The organism is Rhodoferax sp. MLSD5-FHT05B10, assembly GCF_058793415.1.
The window spans coordinates 98,207-122,152 of record NZ_JBXAFT010000006.1 but is presented as its reverse complement, the minus strand read 5'-3'; the positions used below and the strand labels follow the sequence as shown (position 1 = coordinate 122,152).

Genomic DNA, 23,946 nt, shown 5'->3' with positions numbered 1-23,946 from the left:
GCTGTTGTGCAGAATCATCCGATGCTCCCTTCGAGTTTGAACCCCAGCAATTTGGTCGCTTCGACCGCGAATTCCATGGGCAGCTGGCGGAACACGTCCTTGCAGAAGCCGTTGATGATCATGGAGATGGCGTCCTCCGGCGCGATGCCGCGCTGGGCCAGGTAGAACAGCTGGTCTTCCCCGATCTTGGAGGTGGAGGCCTCGTGCTCCACGGTCGCGCTGGCGTTGCGCACCTGGATGTAGGGGAAGGTGTGGGCGCCGCTCTGCTGCCCGATGAGCAGCGAGTCGCACTGCGAGTGGTTGCGGGCGTTGGCGGCGGTCGGCAGCACCTTCACCAGACCGCGGTAGCTGTTGTTGGACTGCCCGGCCGAGATGCCTTTGCTGACGATGGTGCTGCGGGTGTTCTTGCCGATGTGGATCATCTTGGTGCCGGTGTCGGCCTGCTGGTGGTGGTTGGTCACCGCCACCGAGTAGAACTCGCCCACCGAGTTGTCGCCCACCAGCACGCAGGAGGGGTACTTCCAGGTGATGGCCGAGCCGGTTTCGACCTGGGTCCAGGCGATGCGGGAGTTGACGCCCTTGGCCAGGCCGCGCTTGGTGACGAAGTTGTAGATGCCGCCGCGGCCTTCTTCGTCGCCGGCGTACCAGTTCTGCACGGTGGAGTACTTGATGTCGGCGTTGTCCAGCGCCACCAGCTCCACCACGGCGGCATGCAGCTGGTTGGTGTCGAACTTGGGCGCGGTGCATCCTTCCAGGTACGACACCGACGCCCCTTCCTCGGCAATGATCAGCGTGCGCTCGAACTGGCCGGTTTCCTCGGTGTTGATGCGGAAATAGGTGGACAGCTCCATCGGACATTTGACGCCCTTGGGGATGTAGCAGAACGAGCCGTCGGTGAACACCGCCGAGTTCAGCGCGGCGTAGAAGTTGTCGCCCGGTGGCACGACGGTGCCCAGGTATTTCTGCACCAGCTCCGGGTGGGTCTGCACGGCCTCGGAAATGGAGCCGAAGATGATGCCCACCTCGGCCAGCTTGGCCTTGTAGGTGGTGGTGACGGAGACGCTGTCGAAGATGACGTCCACCGCCACGCCGGCCAGCGCCGCACGCTCGTGCATCGGCACGCCCAGCTTCTCGAAGGTGCGTAGCAGCTCGGGGTCGACCTCGTCCATGCTGGCCAGCTTGGGTTTGCGCTTGGGCGCGGCGTAGTAGCTGATGGCCTGGAAGTCGATGGGCGGATGTTTCACGTTGGCCCAGTCCGGCTCCTGCAGGGTGAGCCAGTGGCGCAGCGCCTTCAGGCGGAAGTCCAGCAGCCACTGCGGTTCGTTCTTCTTGGCCGAGATCAGCCGCACCGTGTCCTCGTTCAGGCCCTTGGAGGCGACATCCGAGGCGATGTCGGTGACAAAACCGTACGGGTAGGGCTGGTTGACCAGCTCCTGCAGCGTGCTGCTCATGGTGCGGCCTTTTTCAGGTTGAAGCTCTCGCCGCAGCCGCAGGTGCTGCTGACGTTGGGGTTGTCGAACTGGAAGGTCTTCTTCATGCCTTCGCTCACGTAGTCCAGCGTGGAACCGTCCAGGCTTCCCAGGGTTTGCGCATTGACCACCAGCTTGGCGCCGAAGTGCTCAAACACCTGATCGCCGGCCTCCAGCGCGTCGGCGATGTCGTAGGTGTAGGCCAGGCCCGAGCAGCCCACGGGCTTGACCCCTACGCGCAGGCCCAGGCCGCTGCCGCGCTTGGCAAGCTGGGCGCTGATCTGTCGGGCTGCGGTTTCGGTCAGGGTGATGGCCATGGTGTGTGTCCTTGTTAAAGATATATTTAAGATAAATCTTATACCCCGCACGGCGTTTGTCAAACCGCGCCGCGGAGGCGGGCCGGTGGTTCCGGGACGCAGGGAGTCGCCGTTTTTTGCATGAAAACCGGCTCCATGCGCCGCGGAATATGCGTGAATAGCTACTGAATTAATAGCAATCGGGGCGCGCTGGAGGCGCTACAAACCTGATGAACCCTACTGCGGGTGCGGACTTGGGACCGTGGCGCCCCCGGTGGATGGCGTGCCGGCCAGGTCGTCCAGGATGGGGCAGTCGGGGCGCTCATCGCCGTGGCAGTGGTGCAGCAGCTGGTGCAGCGTGCGCTGCATCGCCTGCATGGACTCGATGCGCGCCCCCAGGTCGTCCAGGTGCTTCTGGGCGATGCGCTTGACGCTGGCGCTGGCGCGGCGGCGGTTTTGCCACAGGTTGACGAGTTCGCTGATCTCGGCCATGGAGAAACCGAGGTCGCGGCTGCGCTTGATGAAGCGCAGGGTGTGCACGTCGGCGGCGCTGTACTGGCGGTAGCCGCTGTCGGTGCGGCGCACCTGGCCCAGCAGCCCCAGCGACTCGTAGTGGCGCAGCATCTTGGCCGAAACGCCGCTGCGCCGAGCCGCCTCGCCGATGGCGACCGGCGCGTCCGGCGTGTCAGTCCGCGACGGCATAGCCTTCTTCGGCGATGGCGTGCGCCAGGGCCTCGCGCGGCTGGGTGGACTGCACCTGCACGCGGTTTTGCGCGCGGTCGATCTGGACCTCGGCCTGCGGGTCCACCTGCTTGAGGGCGCGGGTAACGGCCTTTTCGCAGTGGCCGCAGGTCATGCCGGTAACGGTGAAAGTCTGGTTCATGGGAAATCCTTGTTGATGGGGTGGTACAGGAGCATAGTCTGAACCTTGCCATGATGGGAGAGTCAAGCAACCCTGTCCGGTGTATGGTTGCGGGAGCGAGCGGGCTTGACCTTGCCACCATGGCAAGCCTTAGGCTAGCCCCAAATTGACTGCGAGCCCACCATGAACACCACGACTGCTGTGCAACCCGAACTCGACATTGGCATCGGCGGCATGACCTGCGCCTCCTGTGTGACCCGGGTGGAAAAGGCCCTGAAAAAGGTGCCGGGCGTGACCGACGCCACCGTGAACCTGGCCACCGAGTCGGCGCGCATCACCTTCTCGGGCGACGAGCAGATGGAAGCCCGGCTGCGCCGCGCGGTGCGGGACGCCGGCTACGAGCCGCGCACGCCGGCGCAGATGGACGCAGTGGACGACGCCTCGCCCTGGGCCGGCTTTGGCCCGGTGGCGGCGGGCCTGCTGCTGTCGGCGCCGTTGGTGCTGCCCATGGTGGGCGATCTGCTGGGCCAGCACTGGATGCTCAGCGCCTGGATGCAGTTCGCCCTGGCCACGCCGGTGCAGTTCATCCTGGGCGCCCGTTTCTACAAGGCCGGCTGGCACGCGCTCAAGGCCCTGACCGGCAACATGGACCTGCTGGTGGCCATTGGCACCACGGCCGGCTGGGCGTTGTCCGTGTGGCTGTGGCTCAGCGCCGCGCCGGGCGCCATGGTGCATCTGTATTTCGAGGGCTCGGCGGTGGTGGTGACGCTGGTGCTGCTGGGCAAGTGGCTGGAAGCGCGCGCCAAGCGCCAGACCACGGCGGCCATCCGCGCCCTGCACGCGCTGCGGCCCGATGTGGCGCACTGGATCGGTGGCGACGGCGAGGTGGACGTGCCGGTCATGGAGGTGCTGGTGGGGGACCGCCTGGTGGTCAAGCCCGGCGAGCGTTTCCCGGTGGACGGCACGCTGTGCGAAGGCCACACCCAGGTGGACGAGTCCATGCTCACCGGCGAGCCCCTGCCGGTGGCCAAGGACGTGGGCGACAAGCTGACGGGCGGCTCCATCAACGGCGAGGGCCGCGTGGTGCTGCAGGTCACGGCGGTGGGCGTGGACACGGTGCTGTCGCGCATCATCCGCCTGGTGGAGGACGCGCAAGCGGCCAAGGCGCCCATCCAGCGCCTGGTGGACCAGGTGGCGGCGGTGTTCGTGCCGGTGGTGCTGGTGGTGGCGCTCATCACCCTGGTGGGCTGGATGGGGCATGGCGCTGCGTTCGAAGCCGCCGTGATCAACGCCGTGGCGGTACTGGTGATTGCCTGCCCCTGCGCGCTGGGGCTGGCCACGCCGGCGGCCATCATGGCCGGCACGGGCGTGGCGGCCAAGCACGGCATCCTGATCAAGGACGCCCAGGCGCTGGAGCTGGCGCACAAGGTTGGCGTGGTGGCCTTTGACAAGACCGGCACGCTGACGGTGGGCCAACCGCGCCTGACGGCCCTGGTGGTGGCGCCGCCCGGTGCCGACGGCGGCATGGATGAAGCGCAGGCCCTGCGCGTGGCCGCCAGCCTGCAAAGCGGCAGCGAGCACCCGCTGGCCCGCGCCACGCTGGCAGCGGCGGCGGAAAAGGGCATGGCCGTGGAGGCGCCGGACAACGTGCGTGCCGTGCCCGGACGCGGCAGCGAGGGCGAGGTGGGGGTGAAGAGCTACCTCATCGGCAGCCTGCGCTGGATGGAGGAACTGGGCGTGTCCCTGGGCGACCTCGGTGCGCGGTCGGCGGCCTTGCAGGCCCAGGGCGCCACGGTGTCGGCCATGGCCGAGCGCACCACTGCCGGCTTGACATTGCGCGCCCTGATGGCCTTTGGCGACGAACCCAAGCCGGGTGCCAAGGAGGCGCTGGCGGCGCTGCGCTCGCGTGGCATCCGCACCGTGATGATTTCCGGCGACAACCGCGGTGCCGCCGAAGCCATGGCGCGCCGCCTGGGACTGCGGCCGGAAGAGGGTGAAGTGCTGGCCGAGGTGCTGCCGGGCGACAAGGCCGCGCAGGTGACGCAGCTGAAGGCGGGCGGCGCCCATACGGTGGCCATGGTGGGTGACGGCGTGAACGACGCGCCGGCGCTGGCGGCGGCCGACGTGGGCCTGGCCATGGGCAACGGCACGGATGTGGCCATGCACGCGGCGGGCATCACGCTGATGCGCGGCGAGGTGGCGCTGGTGGCGGCGGCGCTCGACATCTCGGACCGCACGGTCGCCAAGATTCGGCAGAACCTGTTCTGGGCCTTTGCCTACAACGTGGCGGGCATTCCGCTGGCGGCGCTGGGCTACCTGAACCCGGTGGTGGCCGGAGCCGCCATGGCCCTGAGTTCGGTGAGTGTGATGAGCAACGCCCTGCTGCTCAAGCGCTGGACGCCGCCGGTGGCCAGCAGCGTACCGCCGCAGGACTGAACTAGGGTGCCTTGGCGCCGGTGCCGGCCCACGCCTGCACACGCCGCCATTGCCGCCAGCCTGTCAGGCCCCAGCGCATGGAGCGCAGGGCGCCGCGGGGGCGCCACACCGCCAGGGCCGCGACGGCGGCCGTGACCAGGCCGGGGTGCGCGCGCAGCCAGTCCCGGGCCTTGCGGTACTGCCCCTGGGCGCGGTCGACGGTGTGCAGGGCCTGCGCCAGCGGCGCGAGGTCACGCGCCAGCTGCTCGCGCTGGGCGCCGATGCGCCCGCGCAGGCGGGCGCGGGTCTCGTACAGCTCAGTCAGTCTGGGGTCCATGGCCGGTGGCGGCTCGGAGTTGGTGCAGGTCTTCCTGCAGTTCGGCCAGACTGGCGGCAAACAGGGGTTCGGCCTTGCGGGTGCCCTGGCGCAGGGCCAGGTAGCAGCCGACCGCCAGGGCCCAGGCCAGGCCGGCAGCCAGCACCACGACCAGCAGGCGCTGCTCCCAGAACAGCAGGGCCAGCGCAATCACCGTCAGCACGATGGCCAGCCCGGCACCGAACAGCAGGGCTTGCGCCAGCATCAACCGGCGCAGGGCGGTGCGCCCGCCGATTTCCAGCTCGTTGCCCAGCAGTTCCAGCCGCGTGTGCCCCAGCGCCAGCAGTGTGGCGGCTTTGGCCTTGGCGGTTTCGAAGGCGCTGGTGTCGGGTGGGGTGCTCATGGTGGGGCGGTCGGGCACTGGCTAGCGGCGCCCCAGGATGAAGCCCAGCAGGAAGCCGATGCCGGCACCGATGCCCACGGCCTGCCAGGGCGACTCGTGCACATAGGCGTCGGTGGCGCGGGCGGCGGCCCGGGTCTTTTCCAGCAGCACGGCTTCGGCGGCGACCAGGCGGGTGCGGGCGTCTTTCAGGCGCTCCTGGATGCGCGCGCGCAGGCTGACGATCTTGTCACCGGTCTGGTCGGCCGTGGCGTTGAGCAGGTCTTCGGCGTCGGCGATCACGGACTTGATGTCGTGCACCAGTTTTTCCTCGGAACTCAGGGGGGCGGATTGGGCTGTGGACATGGCGTACCTTTCGCAACACAAAGGGATCGGGGAGACAGCGTAGCAGATTCGCCGGTTTTCCGGTCCCCCGGCCTTTGAGCGCCTGCTCACGCGGATCGTGCAGAAGGCGCCGGCGCCCATCGGGGTCGGGGCGGCCTGAACCGGCCCGACCGGGTGCCGAGTGCTATTTTTTCCGCTGCACGATCAGGTTGCGCCGGGCGTCTTCCGGGTGGGCGAAGGTGACGGCGCCATTGCGGACCTTGCCCATGACCAGCATGTTCTGCGAGATGGCGTCCTTGTCGTCCCGGGTGAAGGGGTGGTCGTAGGTGGTCACGATGCCGTAGTACACCTTGGACATGGATTCGAGCGCCGTCTTGATGGCCGGACCGGTCGCGTTGCCGTCACGGATGCCCAGCAGCGCGTAGGTCAACAGGTAGGTGCTGTCGTAGGCCTGGGCGGCCGACATGGGCACAGCCATGGCCTTGTTGAACTTTCGCTTGTAGGCGCTCAGGAATGCGGCGCGGCGCTCGTTGCTGGGTTCGGCGATGAAGGTCTGCGCCATCAGCGCGCCTTCGGCGGCGTCCCGGGCGCCGTTGATGAAGAAGGGGAAGGACAGGGTCCAGGCGCCCACTTGCGGCACTTTCCACTTCAGTTCCTTGCGGCCGTTGGCGATGACAGCGTTTTCCACACCCACGGTGTAGCTGAACACCACGTCGGCCCCGGCGTCGCGCGCGGCCTTGAGCTCGCCTTGCAGGTCCTTCACGCCCAGTGGGAAGCGTGCCACATGCACGGCCTTCAGGCCCTTGGCGGCGAGCGCGGCCTCCACGTCCTTCAGGCCGGCCTCGCCGTAGCCGGTGGTGTCGGCAAAGATGGCTACCTTGGTCCAGCCACGTGCCACGATGTCATCCACCACGAAGGGGGCCTGGATGGCGTCGCGCGCCGAAGTGCGGAAGATGAAGCTGGTGGGGGCCGCAAACTTGGTGGTGAGCGGCGTGCCGGTGGCGCAGGGAATGATCAGCGGCAGCTTGGCGTTCTGGAAGGTGTCCAGCGCCTTCTGCGCCACGCCGGTGTTGCAGAAACCGATGGTGGCGGAAACGCCCTCGGCCACCAGTTCCTGCGCACCCTTGAGGCCCACGTCGGGGTTGCCCTGGTCGTCCTTGATGACCAGGGTCAGCTGGCGCCCCAGGTAGCCGCCCACGGCGTTGATCTCGTCCACGGCCAGTTGCACGCCTTCGAGCATGGGGGTGCCGAAGTCGGACGACGGGCCGCTGAGCGGGCCGATGACACCGATCTTCAGGGGCGGGCCCGACTGGGCCTGGGCCGAAAACGCCATGGTGAGGGCCATGGTTGCTGCGCCCATGATGCCGATGACGCGACGCCGGTTGCTGTGCATGAGAGGTCCTTGTGTGAGCTGGCCAGCCCGTAGTGTATGCAGTCTGGCCGCTCGCGCCGGGCGCGTCCGCGCAGGGTTCCGTTTTTGCGGGTGAAATCGGGGGTAAACCCCCGTGGTTTCTGCGTCAACAGCTATTACTTTGGTAGCGCCGGGTAGTCGGTGTAGCCCTGGGCGCCGCCGCCGTAGTAGGTCGTGCGGTCGCCCGCGGTGAGCGCGGCCCCCTCGCGCAGGCGGCGGGTCAGGTCGGGGTTGGCGATGAAGGGCCGGCCAAAGGCCACCAGATCGGCGCCCGCGGCCAGCGCCTGGTCGGCCAGCGCGCGGTCGTAGGCGTTGTTCACCATCCAGGCGGCCTGGCCGCCGGCTGCGCGGTAGGCCTGGCGCAGGGCGGCGTAGTCGAACGGGGCATCGCCCTGCTGGTAGTCGCGCGGGCCCCCGGTGGCGCCTTCGATCAGGTGCAGGTAGGCCAGCTGCAGCGGTGCCAGCTGCTGCACCACGTAGGTGAACAGGGGCGTGGGGTTGGGGTCGGCGGCGTCGTTGGCCGGGGTGACGGGTGACAGGCGCAGCCCGACCTTGCCGGCGCCGATTTCCTCGCACACGGCACGCATCACTTCCAGCAGCAGGCGGGCGCGGTTCTCGATGGGGCCGCCGTAGGCGTCGGTGCGGTGGTTGGAGCCGCTGCGCAGGAACTGGTCGAGCAGGTAGCCGTTGGCGCCGTGCACTTCCACGCCGTCAAATCCGGCGGCGATGGCGTTGCGGGCGGCGCGGCGGTAGTCCTGCACGATGCCGGGCAGTTCGTCCAGTGTCAGGGCGCGGGGGGCGGAAGTGTCCACAAACTGGGCCGCGCCGTCCTTGATGAGCACGGTCTTGGTCTTGGCGGTGATGGCCGACGGGGCCACCGGTGCCTGGCCACCGGGCTGCAGGTCCACATGCGAGACCCGGCCCACGTGCCACAGCTGCATCACGATCTTGCCGCCGGCGGCGTGCACGCCCGCCGTGACCGGCTTCCAGGCAGCCACCTGGGCCTCACTCCAGATGCCGGGCACGTCGGCGTAGCCCTGGGCCTGGTGGCTGATGGCCACGGCCTCGGTCACGATCAGGCCGGCACCGTCGCGCGGGTCGGCGCGCTGCGTGTAGTAGGTGGCCATCAGCGCGGTGGGCAGGGCGCCGGGCGCGCGGTTGCGGGTGAGGGGCGCCATGACGACGCGGTTGGCCAGGGATAGCTGGCCGGTCTGGAGGGAATCGAACAAAGTGGTCATGGGATAGTGCTGCAGTGAAGGGAATGAAAAGGGGGCGCGGTGCACGGGTATGTCCACCGCGTAGCCCGGAGTTGGTGTCCCTGCCGCAAAATGCAAGCTCGTTCATCTTGCCGGGAGTGCGTTTCTTGACACCTTTGCGACATCTGTGGGGGCTGGCCCTGGCGCTCTCACTGGGGGCCGCCGTGTCCCTGGGCATTACCCGGTTTGCCTACGGCCTGCTGCTGCCCGCCATGCGCACCGACCTGGGCTGGTCGTACACGCTGGCCGGCGCCATGAACACCGCCAATGCCATGGGCTATTTCCTGGGTGCCCTGACCACGCCCTGGCTGATGCGGCGCCTGGGGGCGCCCACCCTGCTGTGGGGCGGTGCCGTGCTGGCCAGCGTCTTCATGGCCTTGAGCGGCTTCTTCACGGCCACCGAGCCCCTGCTGCTGCAGCGCCTGCTGGCCGGCGTGGCCAGTGCGCTGGTGTTCATTGCCGGTGGCCTGCTGGCGGCCCGCCTGGGCGCGCAGGACCCGGCGCGCGGGGGCTTGCTGATTGGCCTGTACTACGGCGGCACGGGGCTGGGCATCGTGCTGTCGGCCGCCCTGGTGCCCTGGCTGCTGGAGTGGGCGCAGGGCGCCCTGCACGGATGGCGCTGGGCCTGGTGGGGCCTGGCGCTGGCGTGCGCGCTGGCCAGTGGCGTGCTGCTGTGGCCGGCACGGGTGATGGCGCAGTGGGCGCCACCGGCAGCCGCGGGCAATGCCCCTGCGGGCGTGTTTCGCTGGCGGGAGTTTGGCTTTGCCCTGGCGGGTTACACCCTGTTTGGCGTCGGTTACATCGGCTACATGACCTTCGTGGTGGCGCTGCTGCGCCAGCAGGGCAGCAGTGCGCTGGCCGTGACGGTGTTCTATGGCCTGCTGGGGGTGGCGGTGGTGGCGTCCTCGCGCATCTGGGCCGGCCTGCTGGACCGCCACCGCAGCGGCCGGGCACTGGCCACCCTGAACGCCCTGCTGGGCGTGGCAACCATCCTGCCGGCGTTGACCCAGTCCTGGCCGGTGGTGCTGGCCTCGGGCCTGCTGTTTGGCGGCGTGTTCCTGTCGGTGGTGGCGTCGACCACGGCGCTGGTGCGCCACAACCTGCCGCACAACGCCTGGGCGGCGGGCATCAGCGCGTTCACCACGGTGTTTGCGGCCGGGCAGATCGTGGGGCCCACGGTGGTGGGCTGGATTGCCGACGGCCCCGGCGGGCTGGCGCGCGGCCTGGTGTTTTCGGCGGTGGCGCTGTGGCTGGGTGCGCTGCTGGCCTGGCGTCAAAAAGCCCTGTAAGCGGTGTACTGCTTGCGCAGACAGCTCGCTTTTTGATAGCGCATGGCCAACCCCGACACGCGGCCGGGGCTTGGGCGCGGTTTACTTGAGCAGGCCTTCGGCCTTCATGGCAGCGATGACGGCGGGGCGCGCGGCGACGCGGGCGCGGTAGGCCAGCAGGTTGGGGTAGGGCGACAAGTCCAGGCCCACGTACTGGGGCCAGTTGGTCACCACAAACAGGTAGCCGTCGGCCACGGTGAAGGTGTCACCCATCAGGTACTGCTTGCCGGCGAGCTCGCCGTCCACCCATTTCAGCCGGCCTTGCAGGCGCTCCAGGGCCGTGGCCTTGGTTTCGGCGGGGGTGGTGGGCACGAACAGGGGGGAGAAGGTCTTGTGCAGCTCGGTGCCGATGAAGGTCAGCCATTCCTGCAGCTTGTAGCGCTCGTAGGTGCCGTTGGCGGGTGCCAGCTGCTTGGCCGGCACCTGGTCGGCAATGTATTGGACGATGGCCGGGCCTTCGTGCAGGCTGCGGCCGTCGTCCAGTGTCAGGAAGGGCACGTAGCCCAGCGGGTTGACGGTGTAGTAGTCGGTGCCGTCGGGCAACTGGTGCGTCTTGGTGGGGGCGGCAATGGCCTCAAACGGCAGGCCGGCTTCCATCAGGGCGATGTGGGGAGACAGGGAGCAGGCGCCGGGGGAGTAATAGAGTTTCATGCGAATTCCTGGTGAAGAGGCTTTGCATGCTAGCGGGATTCCCCCGCGCCTGCAGGGGCTGGGGTCAAGCCCCGGATCGGATCAGGTCGGCGGCCTTTTCGCCGATCACCATCGACGGGGCGTTGGTGTTGCCGGTGATCAGCTCGGGCATGATGGAGGCGTCGGCCACGCGCAGGCCCTGCAGGCCGTGCACGCGCAGCGTGGCGTCCACCACGGCCATGGGGTCGCTGGCCGGGCCCATCTTGCAGGTGCTGACCGGGTGGTATTCGGTGTCGGAGTGCTGGCGCAGGAAACGCTCGATCTGTGCCGGGTTGTTGCGCTCCAGCGGGTAGAGCATCTTGCCGCGAAAGGGCGCCAGGGCCTTGGACTCCATGATGTCAAAGCCCATCTGCGTGCCCTTGGTCAGGACGGCCAGGTCATCGGGGTGCGCCAGGTAGCCCGGGTCGATCAGCGGCGCATCGGTGGGTTTGGCGCTGGCCAGCGTGACCGAGCCGCGGCTCTTGGGGCGCATCAGCGTGACGTGCAGGGTGTAGCCGTGGCCGAGGTGGCTCTTGCGGGTGTGGTCGTCCACAATGCCGGTGCACAGGGCCAGCTGGATGTCGGGATGGTCCGGGTTGCCTTCGGTGGAGAGGAAACCCTGCACCTCGGCCACGTTGGTGGTGATCCAGCCGGTGCGCTTGCTGCGCCACTCGAAGACGGCCTTGAGCATGGCCCAGGCGCCCCGCAGCGACATGCCAATGGTGGCGTCCGTGCGCGGGCTGCGGTAGATCAGCACGGTGGTGACGTGGTCGTGCAGGTTCTGCCCGACGCCGGGCAGGTCGTGCTGCACGGCAATGCCATGCTGCTGCAGGTGCGCCGCCGGGCCGATGCCCGACAGCATGAGCAGCTGGGGCGAACCGTAGGCACCGCCGCTCAGGATGACTTCCCGCCGGGCCTTGACCTGCTGGGTGCTGCCGCCCTGCAGGAACTCCACGCCGGTGGCGCGCTTGCCGTCGAGCAGCACGCGGGTGGTGTGGGCGCCGGTGATGATGCTGAGGTTGGGCTGGCCCCGGTGGGGGTCGATGTAACCGCGTGCGGCGTTCCAGCGTTCACCGGTTTTCTGGGTGACCTGGGCGGGGGAAACGCCGTACTGGCTGGCCGCGTTGTAGTCGGGGTTGCGCGGCAGGCCCTGCTCCACGCAGGCCTGCATGAAGGCTTCGTTGAGGACGCTGGGGCTGCGCAGGTAGCCCACGTTCAGCGGCCCGCCCACACCCCGGTATTCGGTGGCACCGAAGCACTCGTTGTTTTCCGAACGTTTGAACAGGGGCAGCAGGTCCTGGTAGCTCCAGCCCGGGTTGCCCTGGGCGGCCCAGTGGTCGTAGTCGTTGCGGTTGCCGCGCGTGTAGACCATGGCGTTGACCGAGGAGGAGCCGCCCATGACCTTGCCGCGGGGCTGGTAGCCCTTGCGCCCGTACAGGCCGCGCTGGGGCACAGTGTTGTAGCCCCAGGTGTTGAGGTTGAGGTGCGGCGTGGCGGCGAAACCCAGGGGGGCGCGCACGAACACGGTGTCGTCGCGGCCGCCGGCTTCGATCAGGCACACCGACACCTGGGGGTCTTCGCACAGACGCCCGGCCAGGGCGCAACCGGACGCGCCACCGCCGACCACCACGTAGTCAAATTCTTGCAGACTCATGAAATACCTTTGCTGTGAAGGAGGGGGCAGGCCGGGCCTGCCCCGGCGTTATTTGGTCAGGAAGTCCAGGTACTTGGTGGCAAATTTGCCGTACGGGGGCCACATGAACTTGATGGCGCTGAAGGGTGCCTGGTAGAACACCGGGCGCATCTTGGAGAAGGTCGCGAAGCCTTCGTAGCCGTGGTAGTGGCCCATGCCGCTGTCGCCCACGCCGCCAAAGGGCAGGTCATGCTGGGCGACGTGGAACAGGCCGTCGTTGACGCTCACGCCGCCGGACATGACGCGGTCCAGCAGGGTCTGGATCTGCTGACGGTCGTTGCTGAAGGGGTAGAGCGCCAGCGGACGCGGGCGGGCGTTGATGGCGGCAATGGGTTCTTCGATGGCGTTGAAGCCGATCACCGGCAGCACGGGGCCAAAAATCTCGCGCGTGCGCAGGGCGCAGTCGTCGGGGGCGTTGAGGACGATGTGCGGCGCAATCTTGCGGGTGCTGGCGTCCCACTTCTTGCCCGGAATCAGTTGCACCAGGGTGGCGCCGCGCGCCTCGGCTTCCTCCATGGCGGCCGTGATGCGGTTGAAGGCGCGCTCGTCGATGATGGAGGTGAAGTCGGGCGTGTCCAGCGAGGGGTAGCGCTGGGTCACGATTTCCTTGGCCATGGCGACGAACGTGGCGATCTTGTTGTGCGGCACGAACGCGTGGTCCACGGTGGTGCAGATCTGGCCGGCGTTGAGGCATTTCACGAACAGCAGCCGCTCGGCGGCCTTGCGCAGCGGGAAGTCGTCGCAGATGATGGCCGGGGACTTGCCGCCCAGCTCCAGCGTCACCGGGCACAGGTTCTGGGCCGCCGCCGCCATGACGGCGCGCCCCGTGGGGCCGGAGCCGGTGAACAGGATGTGGTCGAACTTGAGCTGGGAGAACTCGATGCCCACGCCGCCGGTCTCGTCAAAGAAGGCCAGCTTTTCGCGCGGGAAGTAGGCCGGGATCTTGTCGATCAGGAACTGGGCCAGGTGACGGGAATTTTCCGACATCTTCACCATGGACCGGTTGCCCGCGGCAAAGGTGTAGATCAGGCCGGTGAAGCTCAGGTTGATGGGAAAGTTCCAGGGCACGATGGCGCCCACCACGCCCAGGGGCTGGGGGATGACCCGGTTGCTGGCGCCGAAGAAATTGCGCAGGTCCACGCCGCGGCGCTGCGGCTTCATCCACTTCTTGAGGTGCTTGAGGACGTGTTCCACGCCGTCGACCACGGTAAAGATTTCGGTGAACAGGGTCTCGTGGCGCGAGCGGTTGCCGTAGTCGGCATTCACGGCCTGGACCAGCCCTTCGCGGTTGTCCTGCACAAAGGCCTTGAGCTTGAGCAGGTCGGCCTTGCGCTGGGCCAGGGTGGGGATGGGGTTGGCCAGGTAGGCGGCGCGCTGCAGCTGCAGGGTTTCTTCCAGCGTGTGGCGGATGGCGTCGACCGGGACGGTGGCATGCAGGGGAATGGCGGACATGGCGGGCCTCTTTCGGTAAATGAATGGCTGTTGGACGGATGATGCGCGCAAACGCGCGGATGTGCTCAGGTACGGTAGCTGGGGTCTGTGCGCTCGAGCTTGCGGATCAGCGCGGGCCAGACGAAGGCCCCGCCCAGACCGCCGGTCTGCACGCGCATGGCTTCGGCCACGCCCTGGACGATGCGGGGATCGACCGTGGTCAGGGCGCCACCGGCCTGGGCGCCGATCTGGATCTGGCAGGTGGACTCGAAGGTGTACATGGACAGGAAGGCGTCGGCAATGGTGCGGCCCACGGTCAGCAGGCCGTGGTTGCGCAGCATGAGGAAGTTGGCCTGCCCCAGGTCGGCCTGCAGGCGCGGCTTCTCGTCCTCGCGGAAGGCCACGCCTTCGTAGGTGTGGTACGCCAGCGAGCCCAGCACGAAGGTGGACTGCTGGCTGATGGGCAGCACGCCGCATTGCTGGGCGCTGACGGCCACGCCGGCGCGGGTGTGGGTGTGCAGCACGCAGCCCGCGTCCGCGCGCACCTCATGCACCGCGCTGTGGATGACGAAGCCGGCCGGGTTGACGGGGAAAGGCGAGTCGATGAGCTTGTTGCACTGCTGATCCACCTTGACCAGGCTGCTGGCGGTGATCTCGTCGAACATGAGGCCGTAGGGGTTGATCAGGAACTGGTGCTCCGGCCCCGGAATGCGGGCGCTGATGTGGGTGAACACCAGGTCGCTCCAGCCGTAGGCCGCCACCAGCCGGTAGCAGGCGGCGAGGTCGACGCGCAGCTTCCACTCTTCGGGGCTGACCTTGTCCTTGAGGGACGGTATGTTCATGCACAGGCTCCGGATGACAACAAGCCCGCACGGTAACCGCATGCCCGGTGCTAGACTGTTAAAAAATTTACAATCTAGGGTATTTACCGGGGGGAAATGGATGGCGGACTCCAAAAAAGCCTTGCTGGAAACCTTGTCGCGCAATCCCTGGTTCGGCAGCCTGCCGCTGGCCGAGCGCCGGGCCATGCTGGCGGTGGCAGACCGGGTGTCGGTGCGCTCCGGCGAGATGCTCTACCGCAAGGGCGATCCGGCGGGGGGCTTTCTGGGCCTGGTGGCCGGCGCCCTGAAGGTGTCCACCCTGGGGGAGGACGGGCGCGAGGGCATCCTGTCGGTGGTGGAGGCGGGCAACTGGCTGGGCGAGACTTCGTTGCTCGACGGACAGCCGCGCCCGCACGATGTGACGGCCGTGCGGGCCAGCGAGGTGCTGGTGATCAGTCCGCACGCCTTTGCACGCCTGATGCAGCGCAGCGCCTTTGCTCGCGCGGTGAACCTGCTGCTGTGCGCCCGGGTGCGGGGGCTGTACGGACTGCTGGAGGACTCCATGCTGCGCTCCACCCGCACCCGGATTGCCCGGCGCCTGCTGGCCCTGGCCCGCGGAGACGCCACCATGGCCAGCGACGCCCGCGTGCGGGTGACGGTGTCGCAGGAGGCGCTGGCGATGATGCTGGGCATCACCCGCCAGACGCTGTCCAAGGAACTCAAGGCGCTGGTGGAGGCGGGTGTGCTGGCCTTGGGGTACGGGCAGATCGAGATCGTGTCGCTGTCCGGGCTGGAGCAGCACAGCGCGCTGGCCTGAGCGCGCGCCTCAGGCCGCCAGCCGCTGGCCGGCCCACAGCACCTGGTCCAGCACGGCCTGCACCCGGTTGCGGTGCGCCTCGGACGGGAGCTGCCCCTGCGCGTCAAAGGCGTCGCTGGCATGGTTCAGGGCGAACTGGCGCGGGCACACCCAGCACTGCAGGTTGTGCAGCAGCGGGGTCAGGTGGCTCAGGGAGCGCAGGCCCCCCAGGGCGCCGTTGGAGGCGCTGAGCAGGCCCACCACCTTGCCGGCAAAGGGCCGCTCGCCGCTGCCCCAGACCGGGTGGCCGTGGACCGGGCTGGAAGCCCAGTCGATGGTGTTCTTGAGCAGGCCGGTGTAGCTGCCGTTGTACTCGGGCGAGCAGATGATCCAGGCCGGATGGGCGTCCAGCGTTTCCTTGAGGCGCAGCACATCGGGCGGCGTGCCCCGGGCTTCCAGGTCGGCGTTGTACAGCGGAATGTCCATTGTGGCGAGTTCCAGCAGGGTGACCTCGGCCCCGGCGGCGCGGGCTTGGGCCGCGGCCACGTGGGCGAGGCGGCGGTTGAAGGAGTGTTGGCGGGTGCTGCCGGCAAAGATCAGGAGTTTCATGCCCGCCATTGTGGCCGGGTTTGCGGGCTGGGGCCGCCCTGCACAGGGGGCGCCCGGTAAAATCGGCCCCATGCTCTACCCACAAGAATTCGACGTCATCGTCGTCGGCGGCGGTCACGCCGGTACCGAGGCCGCCCTGGCCGCTGCCCGCATGGGGTGCAAGACCCTGCTGCTGAGCCATAACATCGAGACCTTGGGGCAGATGAGCTGCAACCCGTCCATCGGCGGCATCGGCAAGGGCCATCTGGTGAAAGAGGTGGATGCCCTGGGCGGCGCCATGGCCTTGGCCACTGACGAGTCCGGCATCCAGTTTCGCACCCTCAACTCCAGCAAGGGCCCGGCCGTGCGCGCCACCCGGGCGCAGGCCGACCGCATCCTGTACAAGGCGGCCATCCGCCGCATGCTGGAAAACCAGCCCAACCTGTGGCTGTTCCAGCAGGCGGTGGATGACCTGATGGTGGAGGGCGACCGGGTGGTCGGTGCCGTCACGCAGGTGGGCATCCGCTTTCGCTCCCGGACCGTGGTGCTGACGGCCGGCACCTTCCTGGACGGCAAGATCCATGTGGGGCTGAACAACTACGCGGCCGGACGCGCCGGCGACCCGCCGGCCGTGTCGCTCAGCGCCCGGCTCAAGGAACTGAAGCTGCCGCAGGGGCGTCTGAAGACGGGCACGCCGCCGCGCTTGGACGGCCGCTCCATCGATTTCAGCAAGTGCGAGGAACAGCCCGGTGACGGCATGCCCGGCGGCATGAGCCCGACCATGCCGGTGTTCAGTTTCATGGGCCGGCTGGACATGCACCCGCAGCAGATGCCGTGCTGGATCACCCACACCAACGCGCGCACCCACGACATCATCCGCAGTGGGTTTGACCGCAGCCCCATGTTCACCGGCAAGATCGAGGGAGTGGGGCCGCGCTACTGCCCCAGCGTGGAAGACAAGATCAACCGCTTTGCCGACAAGGACAGTCACCAGATTTTCCTGGAACCCGAAGGCCTGACCACGCACGAGTACTACCCCAACGGCATCAGCACCAGCCTGCCGTTTGACATCCAGTACGCGCTGGTGCGCAGCATGCCGGGGCTGGAGAACGCCCACATCCTGCGTCCGGGTTACGCCATCGAGTACGACTACTTCGATCCGCGCAGCCTCAAGAGCAGCTTCGAGACACGCCAGATCCAGGGCCTGTTCTTTGCCGGCCAGATCAACGGCACCACCGGTTACGAGGAGGCCGCTGCCCAGGGCCTGTTCGCCGGGGTGAACGCTGCCCTGCAGGCCGGTGCCCGGAACGCCTGGGGCCAGGACACCTGGACGCCCGGACGCGACGAGGCCTACCTGGGTGTGTTGGTGGACGACCTGATCACCAAGGGCGTGACCGAGCCCTACCGCATGTTCACCAGCAGGGCCGAGTTCCGCCTGCAGCTGCGCGAGGACAATGCCGACGCCCGCCTGACCGAGACCGGCCGCAAGCTGGGGCTGGTGGATGACGCCCGCTGGGCTGCCTTCTGCCGCAAGCGCGATGCTGTTTCACGTGAAACAGAGCGCCTGCGTTCCATCTGGGTCAGCCCCAAGAACCTGCCGGCCAGTGAATCCGAGCGGGTGCTGGGCAAGGCGATTGACCACGAATACAACCTGGCCGATTTGCTGCGCCGCCCCGATGTGGACTATGCCACCCTGATGTCGCTGCAGGACGGGCGGTACGCCAACCCGGACCTGCCGCCTGTTGTTTCACGTGAAACCTCTTTGGGAGAGTCCACCACTGACCCGGCCGCCCAGGCGCAGGCGGTGTTCGTGGCGGCGGTGGTGGAGCAGGTGGAGATTGCTGCCAAGTACTCCGGCTACATCGACCGCCAGAAGGACGAGGTGGAGCGGGCGAGCCATTACGAAAACCTGCGGCTGCCGCCGGAGCTGGATTACATGCAGGTCACGGCTCTGAGCATCGAGGCACGTCAGCGCCTGAACAAGCAGCGGCCGGAAACCCTGGGGCAGGCGTCGCGCATGTCGGGTATCACGCCGGCCACCATTTCCTTGTTGCTCATCCATTTGAAGAAGGGCAATTTCCGCGGTTTTGCCGGCAACCCGCCGGCGCCGGCAGCGGAAGGGGCGGCCTGATGCGCGCGCTCGAACCGGGCTTGCGCCAGGGGCTGGCGGCGCTGGCGCTGGAGTTGGACGACGCGCAGGTGGGCCGCCTGCTGGATTACCTGGAGCTGATCCAGAAGTGGACCAAGGTCTACAACCTGACGGCGGTGCGTGATCCGGCGGAAATGTTGACATACCATCTGCTGGACAGCCTGGCGGTGATCCGCCCCCTGCGCCGGCAGGTGGCCCAACGGGCGGTGCCGGCGGGCGAGGCGTCTGCCATCCGCCTGCTGGACGTCGGCTCGGGAGCCGGTCTGCCCGGCATTGTCATTGCCATCTGCTGCCCTGACATCACCGTGCACTGCGTGGATACCGTGGCCAAGAAGGCTGCGTTCATCCAGCAGGTGGCCGTCAGCCTGAAGCTGCCCAACCTGCGCGGATTGCACGCCCGGGTGGAGTCGCTCACCGAACCGTATGACGTGGTCAGTTCCCGCGCCTTTGCCTCGCTGGCGGATTTCACCCACTGGTCCGGCGCCGCGCTGGCCGGGCAGGGCGTCTGGATGGCCATGAAGGGCAAGCACCCCGACGACGAAGTGGCCGCCTTGCCCGCCGACGTGGAAGTGTTTCACGTGGAACAGCTGCTGGTGCCGGGGCTGGATGCAGAACGCTGCATTGTCTGGATGCGCAAACGCGCTGCCTGACGCCGGCCGCGTGCCCGTCCGCCGGACGGGCCGAAAGGTAACGTAAACTTGCTCCCTCTGCCCGCAGCGGTCTGCGGGCCACGCCCCAAGGAATTCCCCATGTTTGGCATAGCCGACTACGGCGCCTTTGTCGCCGCCTTCATCATTCTGCTGTTCATTCCCGGCCCCGGGAATCTGGCCATCATCACCTCCACCACCAAGGGTGGTCTGCGGGGTGGCCTGGCCGCCACGCTGGGGCTGATGGCGGGCGACCAGGTCCTGATGTGGCTGGCCGTGGCCGGTGTGGCCGCCGTGCTGGCCGCGTACCCCACGGCGTTTCGGGCCGTGCAGTGGCTGGGTGCCGGCTACCTGGCCTGGCTGGGCTTCAAGATGCTGACGGCCAAGCCCGGCGCGGCGCCCATTCTGCACATCAAGCCGCACCACTATTTCCAGCAGGCGCTGACGATCACGGTGCTCAATCCCAAGGCCATCGTGTTTTACATGGCCTTCTTCCCGCTGTTCATCGACCCGACCCAGCACCTGGGCCTGGTGACCTTCGGGGTGATGGCGCTCACCGTGGCGGCCCTGGCTTTTGTCTACTGCTTCGCCGTCGTGCTGCTGACGCACTTTCTGGCGGAACGGCTGCGCGCCAATCCCCGGATTTCCCGCACCCTGGAAAAACTGGCCGGGGTGTTCCTCATTGGCTTTGGTGCCAAGCTGGCGCTGTCCCGCTGAGCCCCGCGGTCTTGCATTCTCCGTTTCCTTCCATTCTCAGGTAAGCACCCCATGGCCAAAATTTTCTGTGTTGCCAACCAAAAAGGTGGCGTTGGCAAAACCACCACCACGGTAAACCTGGCGGCCGGCTTGGCCAAGGTCGGACAGCGGGTGCTGATGATCGACCTGGACCCGCAGGGCAATGCCACCATGGGCTCAGGCGTGGACAAGCGCCAACTGGAGCTCACCGTGTACGACGTGCTGCTCGAATCCGCCTCCATTGCCGAAGCGCGCGCGCAAAGCGACAAGCTCAAGGACGGCGGCTGCAGCTACGACATCCTGGGCGCCAACCGCGAGCTCGCCGGGGCCGAGGTGGAATTGGTGGAAGTGGAGCGCCGCGAGCGCCGCCTCAAGCAGGCGCTGGCGGTGGTGGATGCCGAGTACGACTTCGTGCTCATCGACTGCCCTCCAAGCCTGTCCATGCTCACGCTCAACGGCCTGTGCTGCGCGCACGGCGTGATCGTGCCCATGCAGTGCGAGTACTTTGCACTCGAAGGCCTGACCGATCTGGTCAACACCATCAAGCAGGTCAAGGCCAATCTCAACGACGACCTGCAGATCATCGGCCTGCTACGCGTCATGTTCGACCCGCGCATCACCCTGCAGCAGCAGGTCAGCGACCAGCTCAAGGCCCACTTCTCCGACAAGGTGTTCGACACCGTCATTCCGCGCAACGTGCGCCTGGCCGAAGCGCCCAGCTACGGCGTGCCCGGCGTGGTGTTCGATCCCTCGTCCAAGGGGGCGCAGGCGTTTGTCACGTTCGCGCAGGAAATGGTGGACCGCATCAAGGCCATGTGAGCGCACGGCAGCAGAAATTCAGCATGAAACAAGGCTCAAAAGCCCGTATTCATTGCGCAGGAAGCTATCAAAATAATAGCAATAAAACGACATGAGCACTTCTTCCGATCCGGTCCTGATCCTGCCCGGCTGGCAAGACTCCGGGCCCGACCACTGGCAGAGCCGCTGGGAGGCGCTGCACGGCTACGTGCGCGTGGAGCAGCACGACTGGATGCAGCCGCTGCGGGGTGACTGGATGGCACAGCTGGAAGAGGCTGTTTTGGCGGCCCCTGCTGCGGTGGTGCTGGTGGCGCACAGCCTGGGTTGCATCCTCACGGCGGCATGGGCCGCGCATTCCCGCAATACCCACCGGGTGAAGGCGGCCTTGCTGGTGGCGCCGGGCGACCCCGAGCGTGAAGAGCTGCGCGCGGCACTCAAGAGCTGGTCGCCAGTGGTGCTGCAGCGCCTGCCGTTTCCCAGCGTCCTGCTGGGCAGCCACGATGATCCCTATTGCAGCCTGCAGCGCGCCCAGGACTTTGCCGGCGCGTGGGGCTCCACCTTTGTGGACTACGGCCACGCCGGCCATATCAATGCCGCTTCCGGGCTGGGCGACTGGCCGCAGGGGCACGCAATTCTGATGCAATTAATGAGGGAGAACTGAATGGTTACCAAGAAACCCAAGGGCCTGGGCATGGGTCTGGAGGCCTTGCTGGGCCCCAAGGTCAAGGACCGCGCGCCGGCCGATGCGGGTGCCGCCAACTCGGGGCTGCCAAGCACCCTGATGCTCGACGACATGGTGGCGGGCATGTACCAGCCCCGCACCCGCATGGACGAGGGCGCCCTGTACGAGCTGGCCGAGAGCATCAAGGTGCAGGGCATCATGCAGCCCATCCTGGTGCGGCGCCTGGCCGACGGCGCCAACGCTGGCAAATACGAGATCATTGCTGGCGAGCGGCGCTTCCGCGCTGCCCGGCTGGCCGGGCTCGACAGTGTGCCGGTGCTGGTGCGCGACGTGCCCAACGAGGCCGCCGCTGCCATGGCGCTCATCGAGAATATCCAGCGCGAAGACCTCAACCCGCTGGAAGAAGCCCAGGGCCTGCAACGCCTGATCAAGGAGTTCGGACTCACTCACGAAACGGCGGCGCAGGCCGTGGGCCGTTCGCGCAGCGCCGCCAGCAACCTGCTGCGCCTCCTGAACCTGGCCGACCCGGTGCAGACCATGCTGATGGCCGGCGACCTTGACATGGGCCACGCCCGCGCCCTGCTGGCGCTGGACCGCGCCACCCAGATCACCGCCGCCAACCAGATCGCGGCCAAGAAAATGTCGGTGCGCGAGGCCGAGAGCCTGGTCAAGAAACTCAGCGCCGAGTTCACGCTCACGTCCACCAAGCCCAAGAAAGAGAAGTCGCGCGACCTCAAGCGCGTGGAGGAAGAGCTGTCGGACCTGCTCATGGCGCAGGTTGAAATCCACGTCAAGAAGCGCGTCAAGCGTGCCGGGCGCCTGGAGGAAATGGGGGAGGTGGTCATCCAGTTCGGCTCGCTGGATGAGCTCAACGGGCTCATCGAGCGGCTCTCACCCGGTGCCAGCCGCTAAGCGTTTCGCGTTTCTGGGAACCTGGCCGCTGCCGGCCTTGTTGGCCTGGGCGGCTGCCTGGGGCCTGTTTCACCTGGCCCAGGGCTGGGGTTGGGAAATGACCACCGCCCTGGCGCTGGCGTCGGCCCTGGGCGTGACGGCCAGCCTGTGGGGCCACACCTGGTGGCGCCGTCTGTTCATTGCGGCGGGGTTTCCCCTGTCGCTGGCCTTGTCCCTGCCCGCCGCGGGCCTGGCGGCCGCGCCGGCTTGGGCCTGGCTGGTGCCGCTGGCCTTGCTGCTGCTGGTCTATCCCCTCAATGCCTGGCGCGATGCGCCCCTGTTTCCCACGCCGCGCCAGGCGCTGGACACTCTGGCGGCGCATGTCCCGCTGGCCCCTGGTGCCCGTGTGCTGGACGCCGGCTGCGGCCTCGGCGACGGGCTGCTGGCCCTGCGCCGGGCCTACCCGCAGGCACAACTGCATGGTCTGGAGTGGAGCTGGCCGCTGCGCGCGGCCTGCGCCTTGCGCTGCCCCTGGGCGCGGGTGCGCCGCGATGACATCTGGCGTGCCGACTGGTCGGGCTACGACCTGGTCTACCTGTTCCAGCGGCCCGAGAGCATGGCGCGCGCGCTGCACAAGGCGCGCAGCCAGATGCGCCGCGGCAGCTGGCTGGTGAGCCTGGAGTTCCAGGACCCCGCAGTGGCGCCGACCCACACCCTGACCGCGCCCGACGGGCGTGCGGTCTGGGTGTACCGCATGCCCTGAGGCCTAGACCAGGCCCCAATCCTGCGCCGGGGCATTGGGGAAGATGCGCTCCAGGTCCCGGGGCGAGAGGCCGTACATGCGGCCCAGCAGCCCTCCCAGCACGGCGCGGTATTCGTTGAGCACGGGATAGTCCCGGTTCTGGAACAGCGTGGCGGGCTCCAGCGCCTGCTGCGCGCCCACCACCTTGCCGCCCGCGGTGCTGCCCAGTCCGCCCCCCAGCACCCAGTACACCGTGCCATGGCCGTGGTCGGTGCCCCGGGTGCCGTTTTCCCGGAACGTGCGGCCAAATTCGGAGAGCACCACCACCACCGTCTGCTTCCAGGCTGGGCCCATCTCCTGGGCGAAACCCGACAGGCCCCGCCCCAGATCGGCCAGGTTGTTGGCCAGCGGGCCCTGCGCGGCCCCTTCGTTGATGTGGGTGTCCCAGCCGCCAATATCCACAAAGCCGATCTGGTAGCGCTCGCGCATCAGGCGGGCGATGCGCCGGGCTTCCAGTTCGAACCCCTTGGCGGAAATGGCGCCCCGATTGGCCATCTGCATTTCCTGGTCCAGCTCGCGCGCCACTTCCTGGCGCAGGTCCAATCCCTCGCGCACGGCGCCTTCCAGCGCGTGCCCCTGGTACAGGCCGGCCAACACGCCGGACTGCCGTGCATCGAAAGCCGGTTTGCCTACCCCCTTGAGCGAGATGTTCGCCACGCCCACGTCTCCCTTGAAGACGGTCGGCAGGGCATCCGTGAAGGCGATGGATGCGCTGCCCAGCACCTGCGACAGGCGGTTCAGGAAGCCGGAGGCCACGGCGCTGCCGGCCGGGCCAGCCAGACCGGCTTCGATGCGGTCCTGGGTCTCGAAATGGCTGCGGGACGCATCGTGGGTGCCGGCGAAGGGGATGAACGCCACTTCCTTGCGCGCCCACATCGGCGCAATGCTGTCGCGCAGCGCCGGATGCAGGCTCCAGTGCCCGTCCAGGGCCAGTGCTGCCTGCGGGTTGGCAGGGGCCGGCCGCGCGATGGCCAGGGTGGGGCGGGCCTCGTAATAGAAAGGGCTGCCGCTGGGGACGAGCAGGTTGGCCGCGTCATACCCGCCGCGCAGGAACACCAGCAGGAAACGGTTCTGGGTGGCGGGTGCGGCGTGCAGCCGGATACCGCTGGCCAACGTGGTGGCCGCCAGACCGGCTTGCAACAGGGTTCTGCGTTTCATGGGCGTCGC

Annotated in this window: 25 protein-coding genes; 10 read left to right on the top strand and 15 right to left on the bottom strand. The window is 67.8% G+C overall.

Annotated features, from left to right (window positions below; all coding sequences use genetic code 11):
• Positions 1 to 14: 14 nt before the first annotated feature.
• The 4 genes from sufB to AC1Q5W_RS11225 form a co-directional block, all read right to left on the bottom strand.
• Positions 15 to 1,451 (bottom strand): Fe-S cluster assembly protein SufB, encoded by a 1,437-nt coding sequence (sufB, locus tag AC1Q5W_RS11240; protein WP_492644557.1) that lies wholly within the window; start codon positions 1,449 to 1,451, stop codon positions 15 to 17.
• Complete coding sequence (locus AC1Q5W_RS11235; protein WP_492644558.1) at positions 1,448 to 1,786, bottom strand: HesB/IscA family protein; 339 nt, start codon at positions 1,784 to 1,786, stop codon at positions 1,448 to 1,450. Before AC1Q5W_RS11235 ends, sufB begins: the two co-directional genes overlap by 4 nt.
• Before the next feature lie 216 nt (positions 1,787 to 2,002).
• On the bottom strand, positions 2,003 to 2,467 hold the full coding sequence (gene cueR / locus AC1Q5W_RS11230) for a Cu(I)-responsive transcriptional regulator (protein WP_492644559.1): 465 nt from the start codon (positions 2,465 to 2,467) through the stop codon (positions 2,003 to 2,005).
• Complete coding sequence (locus AC1Q5W_RS11225; protein ID WP_492644560.1) at positions 2,451 to 2,648, bottom strand: heavy-metal-associated domain-containing protein; 198 nt, start codon at positions 2,646 to 2,648, stop codon at positions 2,451 to 2,453. The genes cueR and AC1Q5W_RS11225 overlap by 17 nt, the downstream gene beginning before the upstream one ends.
• 162 nt (positions 2,649 to 2,810) lie before the next feature.
• Here AC1Q5W_RS11225 and AC1Q5W_RS11220 point away from each other — a divergent pair, with 162 nt between their 5' ends.
• On the top strand, positions 2,811 to 5,063 hold the full coding sequence (locus AC1Q5W_RS11220; protein ID WP_492644561.1) for a heavy metal translocating P-type ATPase: 2,253 nt from the start codon (positions 2,811 to 2,813) through the stop codon (positions 5,061 to 5,063).
• Between the two features lies 1 nt (position 5,064).
• On the opposite strand, the gene AC1Q5W_RS11215 is transcribed toward AC1Q5W_RS11220, so the two are convergent.
• The 5 genes from AC1Q5W_RS11215 to AC1Q5W_RS11195 all read right to left on the bottom strand — a co-directional run bounded on the left by AC1Q5W_RS11215 (position 5,065) and on the right by AC1Q5W_RS11195 (position 8,731).
• Positions 5,065 to 5,379: a YqjK family protein gene (locus AC1Q5W_RS11215; RefSeq protein WP_492644562.1), complete on the bottom strand. Its 315-nt coding sequence runs from the start codon at positions 5,377 to 5,379 to the stop codon at positions 5,065 to 5,067.
• Complete coding sequence (locus AC1Q5W_RS11210) at positions 5,360 to 5,761, bottom strand: phage holin family protein (RefSeq protein WP_492644563.1); 402 nt, start codon at positions 5,759 to 5,761, stop codon at positions 5,360 to 5,362. The genes AC1Q5W_RS11215 and AC1Q5W_RS11210 overlap by 20 nt, the downstream gene beginning before the upstream one ends.
• 21 nt (positions 5,762 to 5,782) lie before the next feature.
• Positions 5,783 to 6,103 carry an ElaB/YgaM/YqjD family protein gene (locus AC1Q5W_RS11205; protein ID WP_492644564.1) on the bottom strand — a complete coding sequence of 107 codons (321 nt, stop codon included), beginning with the start codon at positions 6,101 to 6,103 and terminating at the stop codon, positions 5,783 to 5,785.
• Between the two features lie 163 nt (positions 6,104 to 6,266).
• The gene (locus AC1Q5W_RS11200; protein WP_492646145.1) at positions 6,267 to 7,442 is read right to left on the bottom strand and encodes an ABC transporter substrate-binding protein; all 1,176 of its coding nucleotides are present in this window, start codon (positions 7,440 to 7,442) and stop codon (positions 6,267 to 6,269) included.
• Between the two features lie 167 nt (positions 7,443 to 7,609).
• Complete coding sequence (locus tag AC1Q5W_RS11195) at positions 7,610 to 8,731, bottom strand: alkene reductase (RefSeq protein WP_492644565.1); 1,122 nt, start codon at positions 8,729 to 8,731, stop codon at positions 7,610 to 7,612.
• Between the two features lie 134 nt (positions 8,732 to 8,865).
• Here AC1Q5W_RS11195 and AC1Q5W_RS11190 point away from each other — a divergent pair, with 134 nt between their 5' ends.
• Positions 8,866 to 10,038 (top strand): YbfB/YjiJ family MFS transporter, encoded by a 1,173-nt coding sequence (locus AC1Q5W_RS11190; RefSeq protein WP_492646146.1) that lies wholly within the window; start codon positions 8,866 to 8,868, stop codon positions 10,036 to 10,038.
• Positions 10,039 to 10,119: 81 nt separating this feature from the next.
• On the opposite strand, the gene gstA is transcribed toward AC1Q5W_RS11190, so the two are convergent.
• The 4 genes from gstA to AC1Q5W_RS11170 form a co-directional block, all read right to left on the bottom strand.
• A complete protein-coding gene (gstA, locus tag AC1Q5W_RS11185) occupies positions 10,120 to 10,728 on the bottom strand; it encodes a glutathione transferase GstA (protein ID WP_492644566.1) in 609 nt (202 codons plus the stop codon).
• A gap of 64 nt (positions 10,729 to 10,792) precedes the next feature.
• Entirely contained in the window at positions 10,793 to 12,400 is a 1,608-nt protein-coding gene (locus AC1Q5W_RS11180; protein ID WP_492644567.1) for a GMC family oxidoreductase, read from the bottom strand.
• 48 nt (positions 12,401 to 12,448) lie between these two features.
• Positions 12,449 to 13,891, bottom strand: coding sequence for a coniferyl aldehyde dehydrogenase (locus tag AC1Q5W_RS11175; RefSeq protein WP_492644568.1), 1,443 nt, complete (start codon positions 13,889 to 13,891; stop codon positions 12,449 to 12,451).
• Between the two features lie 65 nt (positions 13,892 to 13,956).
• Positions 13,957 to 14,712 (bottom strand): class II aldolase/adducin family protein, encoded by a 756-nt coding sequence (locus tag AC1Q5W_RS11170; RefSeq protein WP_492644569.1) that lies wholly within the window; start codon positions 14,710 to 14,712, stop codon positions 13,957 to 13,959.
• Between the two features lie 100 nt (positions 14,713 to 14,812).
• Between AC1Q5W_RS11170 and AC1Q5W_RS11165 the strand changes: the two genes are divergently transcribed.
• Positions 14,813 to 15,508 carry a Crp/Fnr family transcriptional regulator gene (locus AC1Q5W_RS11165; RefSeq protein ID WP_492644570.1) on the top strand — a complete coding sequence of 232 codons (696 nt, stop codon included), beginning with the start codon at positions 14,813 to 14,815 and terminating at the stop codon, positions 15,506 to 15,508.
• A gap of 9 nt (positions 15,509 to 15,517) precedes the next feature.
• Here the strand turns inward: AC1Q5W_RS11165 and AC1Q5W_RS11160 are convergent, their stop codons facing one another.
• Positions 15,518 to 16,096, bottom strand: a complete 579-nt coding sequence (locus tag AC1Q5W_RS11160; RefSeq protein WP_492644571.1) for an NADPH-dependent FMN reductase — start codon at positions 16,094 to 16,096, stop codon at positions 15,518 to 15,520.
• A gap of 70 nt (positions 16,097 to 16,166) precedes the next feature.
• Here AC1Q5W_RS11160 and mnmG point away from each other — a divergent pair, with 70 nt between their 5' ends.
• The 7 genes from mnmG (at position 16,167) to AC1Q5W_RS11125 (ending at position 22,740) form a co-directional block, all read left to right on the top strand.
• The gene (gene mnmG, locus AC1Q5W_RS11155; RefSeq protein ID WP_492646147.1) at positions 16,167 to 18,206 is read left to right on the top strand and encodes a tRNA uridine-5-carboxymethylaminomethyl(34) synthesis enzyme MnmG; all 2,040 of its coding nucleotides are present in this window, start codon (positions 16,167 to 16,169) and stop codon (positions 18,204 to 18,206) included.
• Positions 18,206 to 18,874 (top strand): 16S rRNA (guanine(527)-N(7))-methyltransferase RsmG, encoded by a 669-nt coding sequence (gene rsmG / locus AC1Q5W_RS11150; protein WP_492644572.1) that lies wholly within the window; start codon positions 18,206 to 18,208, stop codon positions 18,872 to 18,874. The genes mnmG and rsmG overlap by 1 nt, the downstream gene beginning before the upstream one ends.
• A gap of 99 nt (positions 18,875 to 18,973) precedes the next feature.
• A complete protein-coding gene (locus AC1Q5W_RS11145) occupies positions 18,974 to 19,588 on the top strand; it encodes a LysE family transporter (RefSeq protein WP_492644573.1) in 615 nt (204 codons plus the stop codon).
• A 51-nt stretch (positions 19,589 to 19,639) separates the two neighbouring features.
• Positions 19,640 to 20,425 (top strand): ParA family protein, encoded by a 786-nt coding sequence (locus tag AC1Q5W_RS11140; RefSeq protein ID WP_492644574.1) that lies wholly within the window; start codon positions 19,640 to 19,642, stop codon positions 20,423 to 20,425.
• A 91-nt stretch (positions 20,426 to 20,516) separates the two neighbouring features.
• Positions 20,517 to 21,065, top strand: a complete 549-nt coding sequence (locus AC1Q5W_RS11135; RefSeq protein WP_492644575.1) for an RBBP9/YdeN family alpha/beta hydrolase — start codon at positions 20,517 to 20,519, stop codon at positions 21,063 to 21,065.
• Positions 21,066 to 21,998, top strand: a complete 933-nt coding sequence (locus AC1Q5W_RS11130) for a ParB/RepB/Spo0J family partition protein (protein WP_492644576.1) — start codon at positions 21,066 to 21,068, stop codon at positions 21,996 to 21,998.
• Entirely contained in the window at positions 21,985 to 22,740 is a 756-nt protein-coding gene (locus AC1Q5W_RS11125) for a class I SAM-dependent methyltransferase (protein WP_492644577.1), read from the top strand. The genes AC1Q5W_RS11130 and AC1Q5W_RS11125 overlap by 14 nt, the downstream gene beginning before the upstream one ends.
• Before the next feature lie 3 nt (positions 22,741 to 22,743).
• Here AC1Q5W_RS11125 and AC1Q5W_RS11120 read toward each other — a convergent pair whose 3' ends face one another.
• Positions 22,744 to 23,937, bottom strand: coding sequence for a DUF1501 domain-containing protein (locus AC1Q5W_RS11120; RefSeq protein WP_492644578.1), 1,194 nt, complete (start codon positions 23,935 to 23,937; stop codon positions 22,744 to 22,746).
• Between the last annotated feature and the right edge of the window lie 9 nt (positions 23,938 to 23,946).

What these genes read in the sequence shown, in the direction of transcription:
- AC1Q5W_RS11165 (WP_492644570.1), top strand. Translation starts at nt 14,813, where the DNA reads ATGGCGGACTCCAAAAAAGCCTTGCTGGAAACCTTGTCGCGCAATCCC.
- AC1Q5W_RS11235 (WP_492644558.1), bottom strand. Translation starts at nt 1,786, where the DNA reads ATGGCCATCACCCTGACCGAAACCGCAGCCCGACAGATCAGCGCCCAG.
- AC1Q5W_RS11120 (WP_492644578.1), bottom strand. Translation starts at nt 23,937, where the DNA reads ATGAAACGCAGAACCCTGTTGCAAGCCGGTCTGGCGGCCACCACGTTG.
- rsmG (WP_492644572.1), top strand. Translation starts at nt 18,206, where the DNA reads ATGCGCGCGCTCGAACCGGGCTTGCGCCAGGGGCTGGCGGCGCTGGCG.
- AC1Q5W_RS11175 (WP_492644568.1), bottom strand. Translation starts at nt 13,891, where the DNA reads ATGTCCGCCATTCCCCTGCATGCCACCGTCCCGGTCGACGCCATCCGC.
- AC1Q5W_RS11140 (WP_492644574.1), top strand. Translation starts at nt 19,640, where the DNA reads ATGGCCAAAATTTTCTGTGTTGCCAACCAAAAAGGTGGCGTTGGCAAA.
- AC1Q5W_RS11220 (WP_492644561.1), top strand. Translation starts at nt 2,811, where the DNA reads ATGAACACCACGACTGCTGTGCAACCCGAACTCGACATTGGCATCGGC.
- cueR (WP_492644559.1), bottom strand. Translation starts at nt 2,467, where the DNA reads ATGCCGTCGCGGACTGACACGCCGGACGCGCCGGTCGCCATCGGCGAG.
- AC1Q5W_RS11170 (WP_492644569.1), bottom strand. Translation starts at nt 14,712, where the DNA reads ATGAACATACCGTCCCTCAAGGACAAGGTCAGCCCCGAAGAGTGGAAG.
- AC1Q5W_RS11145 (WP_492644573.1), top strand. Translation starts at nt 18,974, where the DNA reads ATGTTTGGCATAGCCGACTACGGCGCCTTTGTCGCCGCCTTCATCATT.
- AC1Q5W_RS11200 (WP_492646145.1), bottom strand. Translation starts at nt 7,442, where the DNA reads ATGGGCGCAGCAACCATGGCCCTCACCATGGCGTTTTCGGCCCAGGCC.
- gstA (WP_492644566.1), bottom strand. Translation starts at nt 10,728, where the DNA reads ATGAAACTCTATTACTCCCCCGGCGCCTGCTCCCTGTCTCCCCACATC.
- sufB (WP_492644557.1), bottom strand. Translation starts at nt 1,451, where the DNA reads ATGAGCAGCACGCTGCAGGAGCTGGTCAACCAGCCCTACCCGTACGGT.
- mnmG (WP_492646147.1), top strand. Translation starts at nt 16,167, where the DNA reads ATGCTCTACCCACAAGAATTCGACGTCATCGTCGTCGGCGGCGGTCAC.
- AC1Q5W_RS11210 (WP_492644563.1), bottom strand. Translation starts at nt 5,761, where the DNA reads ATGAGCACCCCACCCGACACCAGCGCCTTCGAAACCGCCAAGGCCAAA.
- AC1Q5W_RS11195 (WP_492644565.1), bottom strand. Translation starts at nt 8,731, where the DNA reads ATGACCACTTTGTTCGATTCCCTCCAGACCGGCCAGCTATCCCTGGCC.
- AC1Q5W_RS11135 (WP_492644575.1), top strand. Translation starts at nt 20,517, where the DNA reads ATGAGCACTTCTTCCGATCCGGTCCTGATCCTGCCCGGCTGGCAAGAC.
- AC1Q5W_RS11130 (WP_492644576.1), top strand. Translation starts at nt 21,066, where the DNA reads ATGGTTACCAAGAAACCCAAGGGCCTGGGCATGGGTCTGGAGGCCTTG.
- AC1Q5W_RS11215 (WP_492644562.1), bottom strand. Translation starts at nt 5,379, where the DNA reads ATGGACCCCAGACTGACTGAGCTGTACGAGACCCGCGCCCGCCTGCGC.
- AC1Q5W_RS11160 (WP_492644571.1), bottom strand. Translation starts at nt 16,096, where the DNA reads ATGAAACTCCTGATCTTTGCCGGCAGCACCCGCCAACACTCCTTCAAC.
- AC1Q5W_RS11225 (WP_492644560.1), bottom strand. Translation starts at nt 2,648, where the DNA reads ATGAACCAGACTTTCACCGTTACCGGCATGACCTGCGGCCACTGCGAA.
- AC1Q5W_RS11205 (WP_492644564.1), bottom strand. Translation starts at nt 6,103, where the DNA reads ATGTCCACAGCCCAATCCGCCCCCCTGAGTTCCGAGGAAAAACTGGTG.
- AC1Q5W_RS11180 (WP_492644567.1), bottom strand. Translation starts at nt 12,400, where the DNA reads ATGAGTCTGCAAGAATTTGACTACGTGGTGGTCGGCGGTGGCGCGTCC.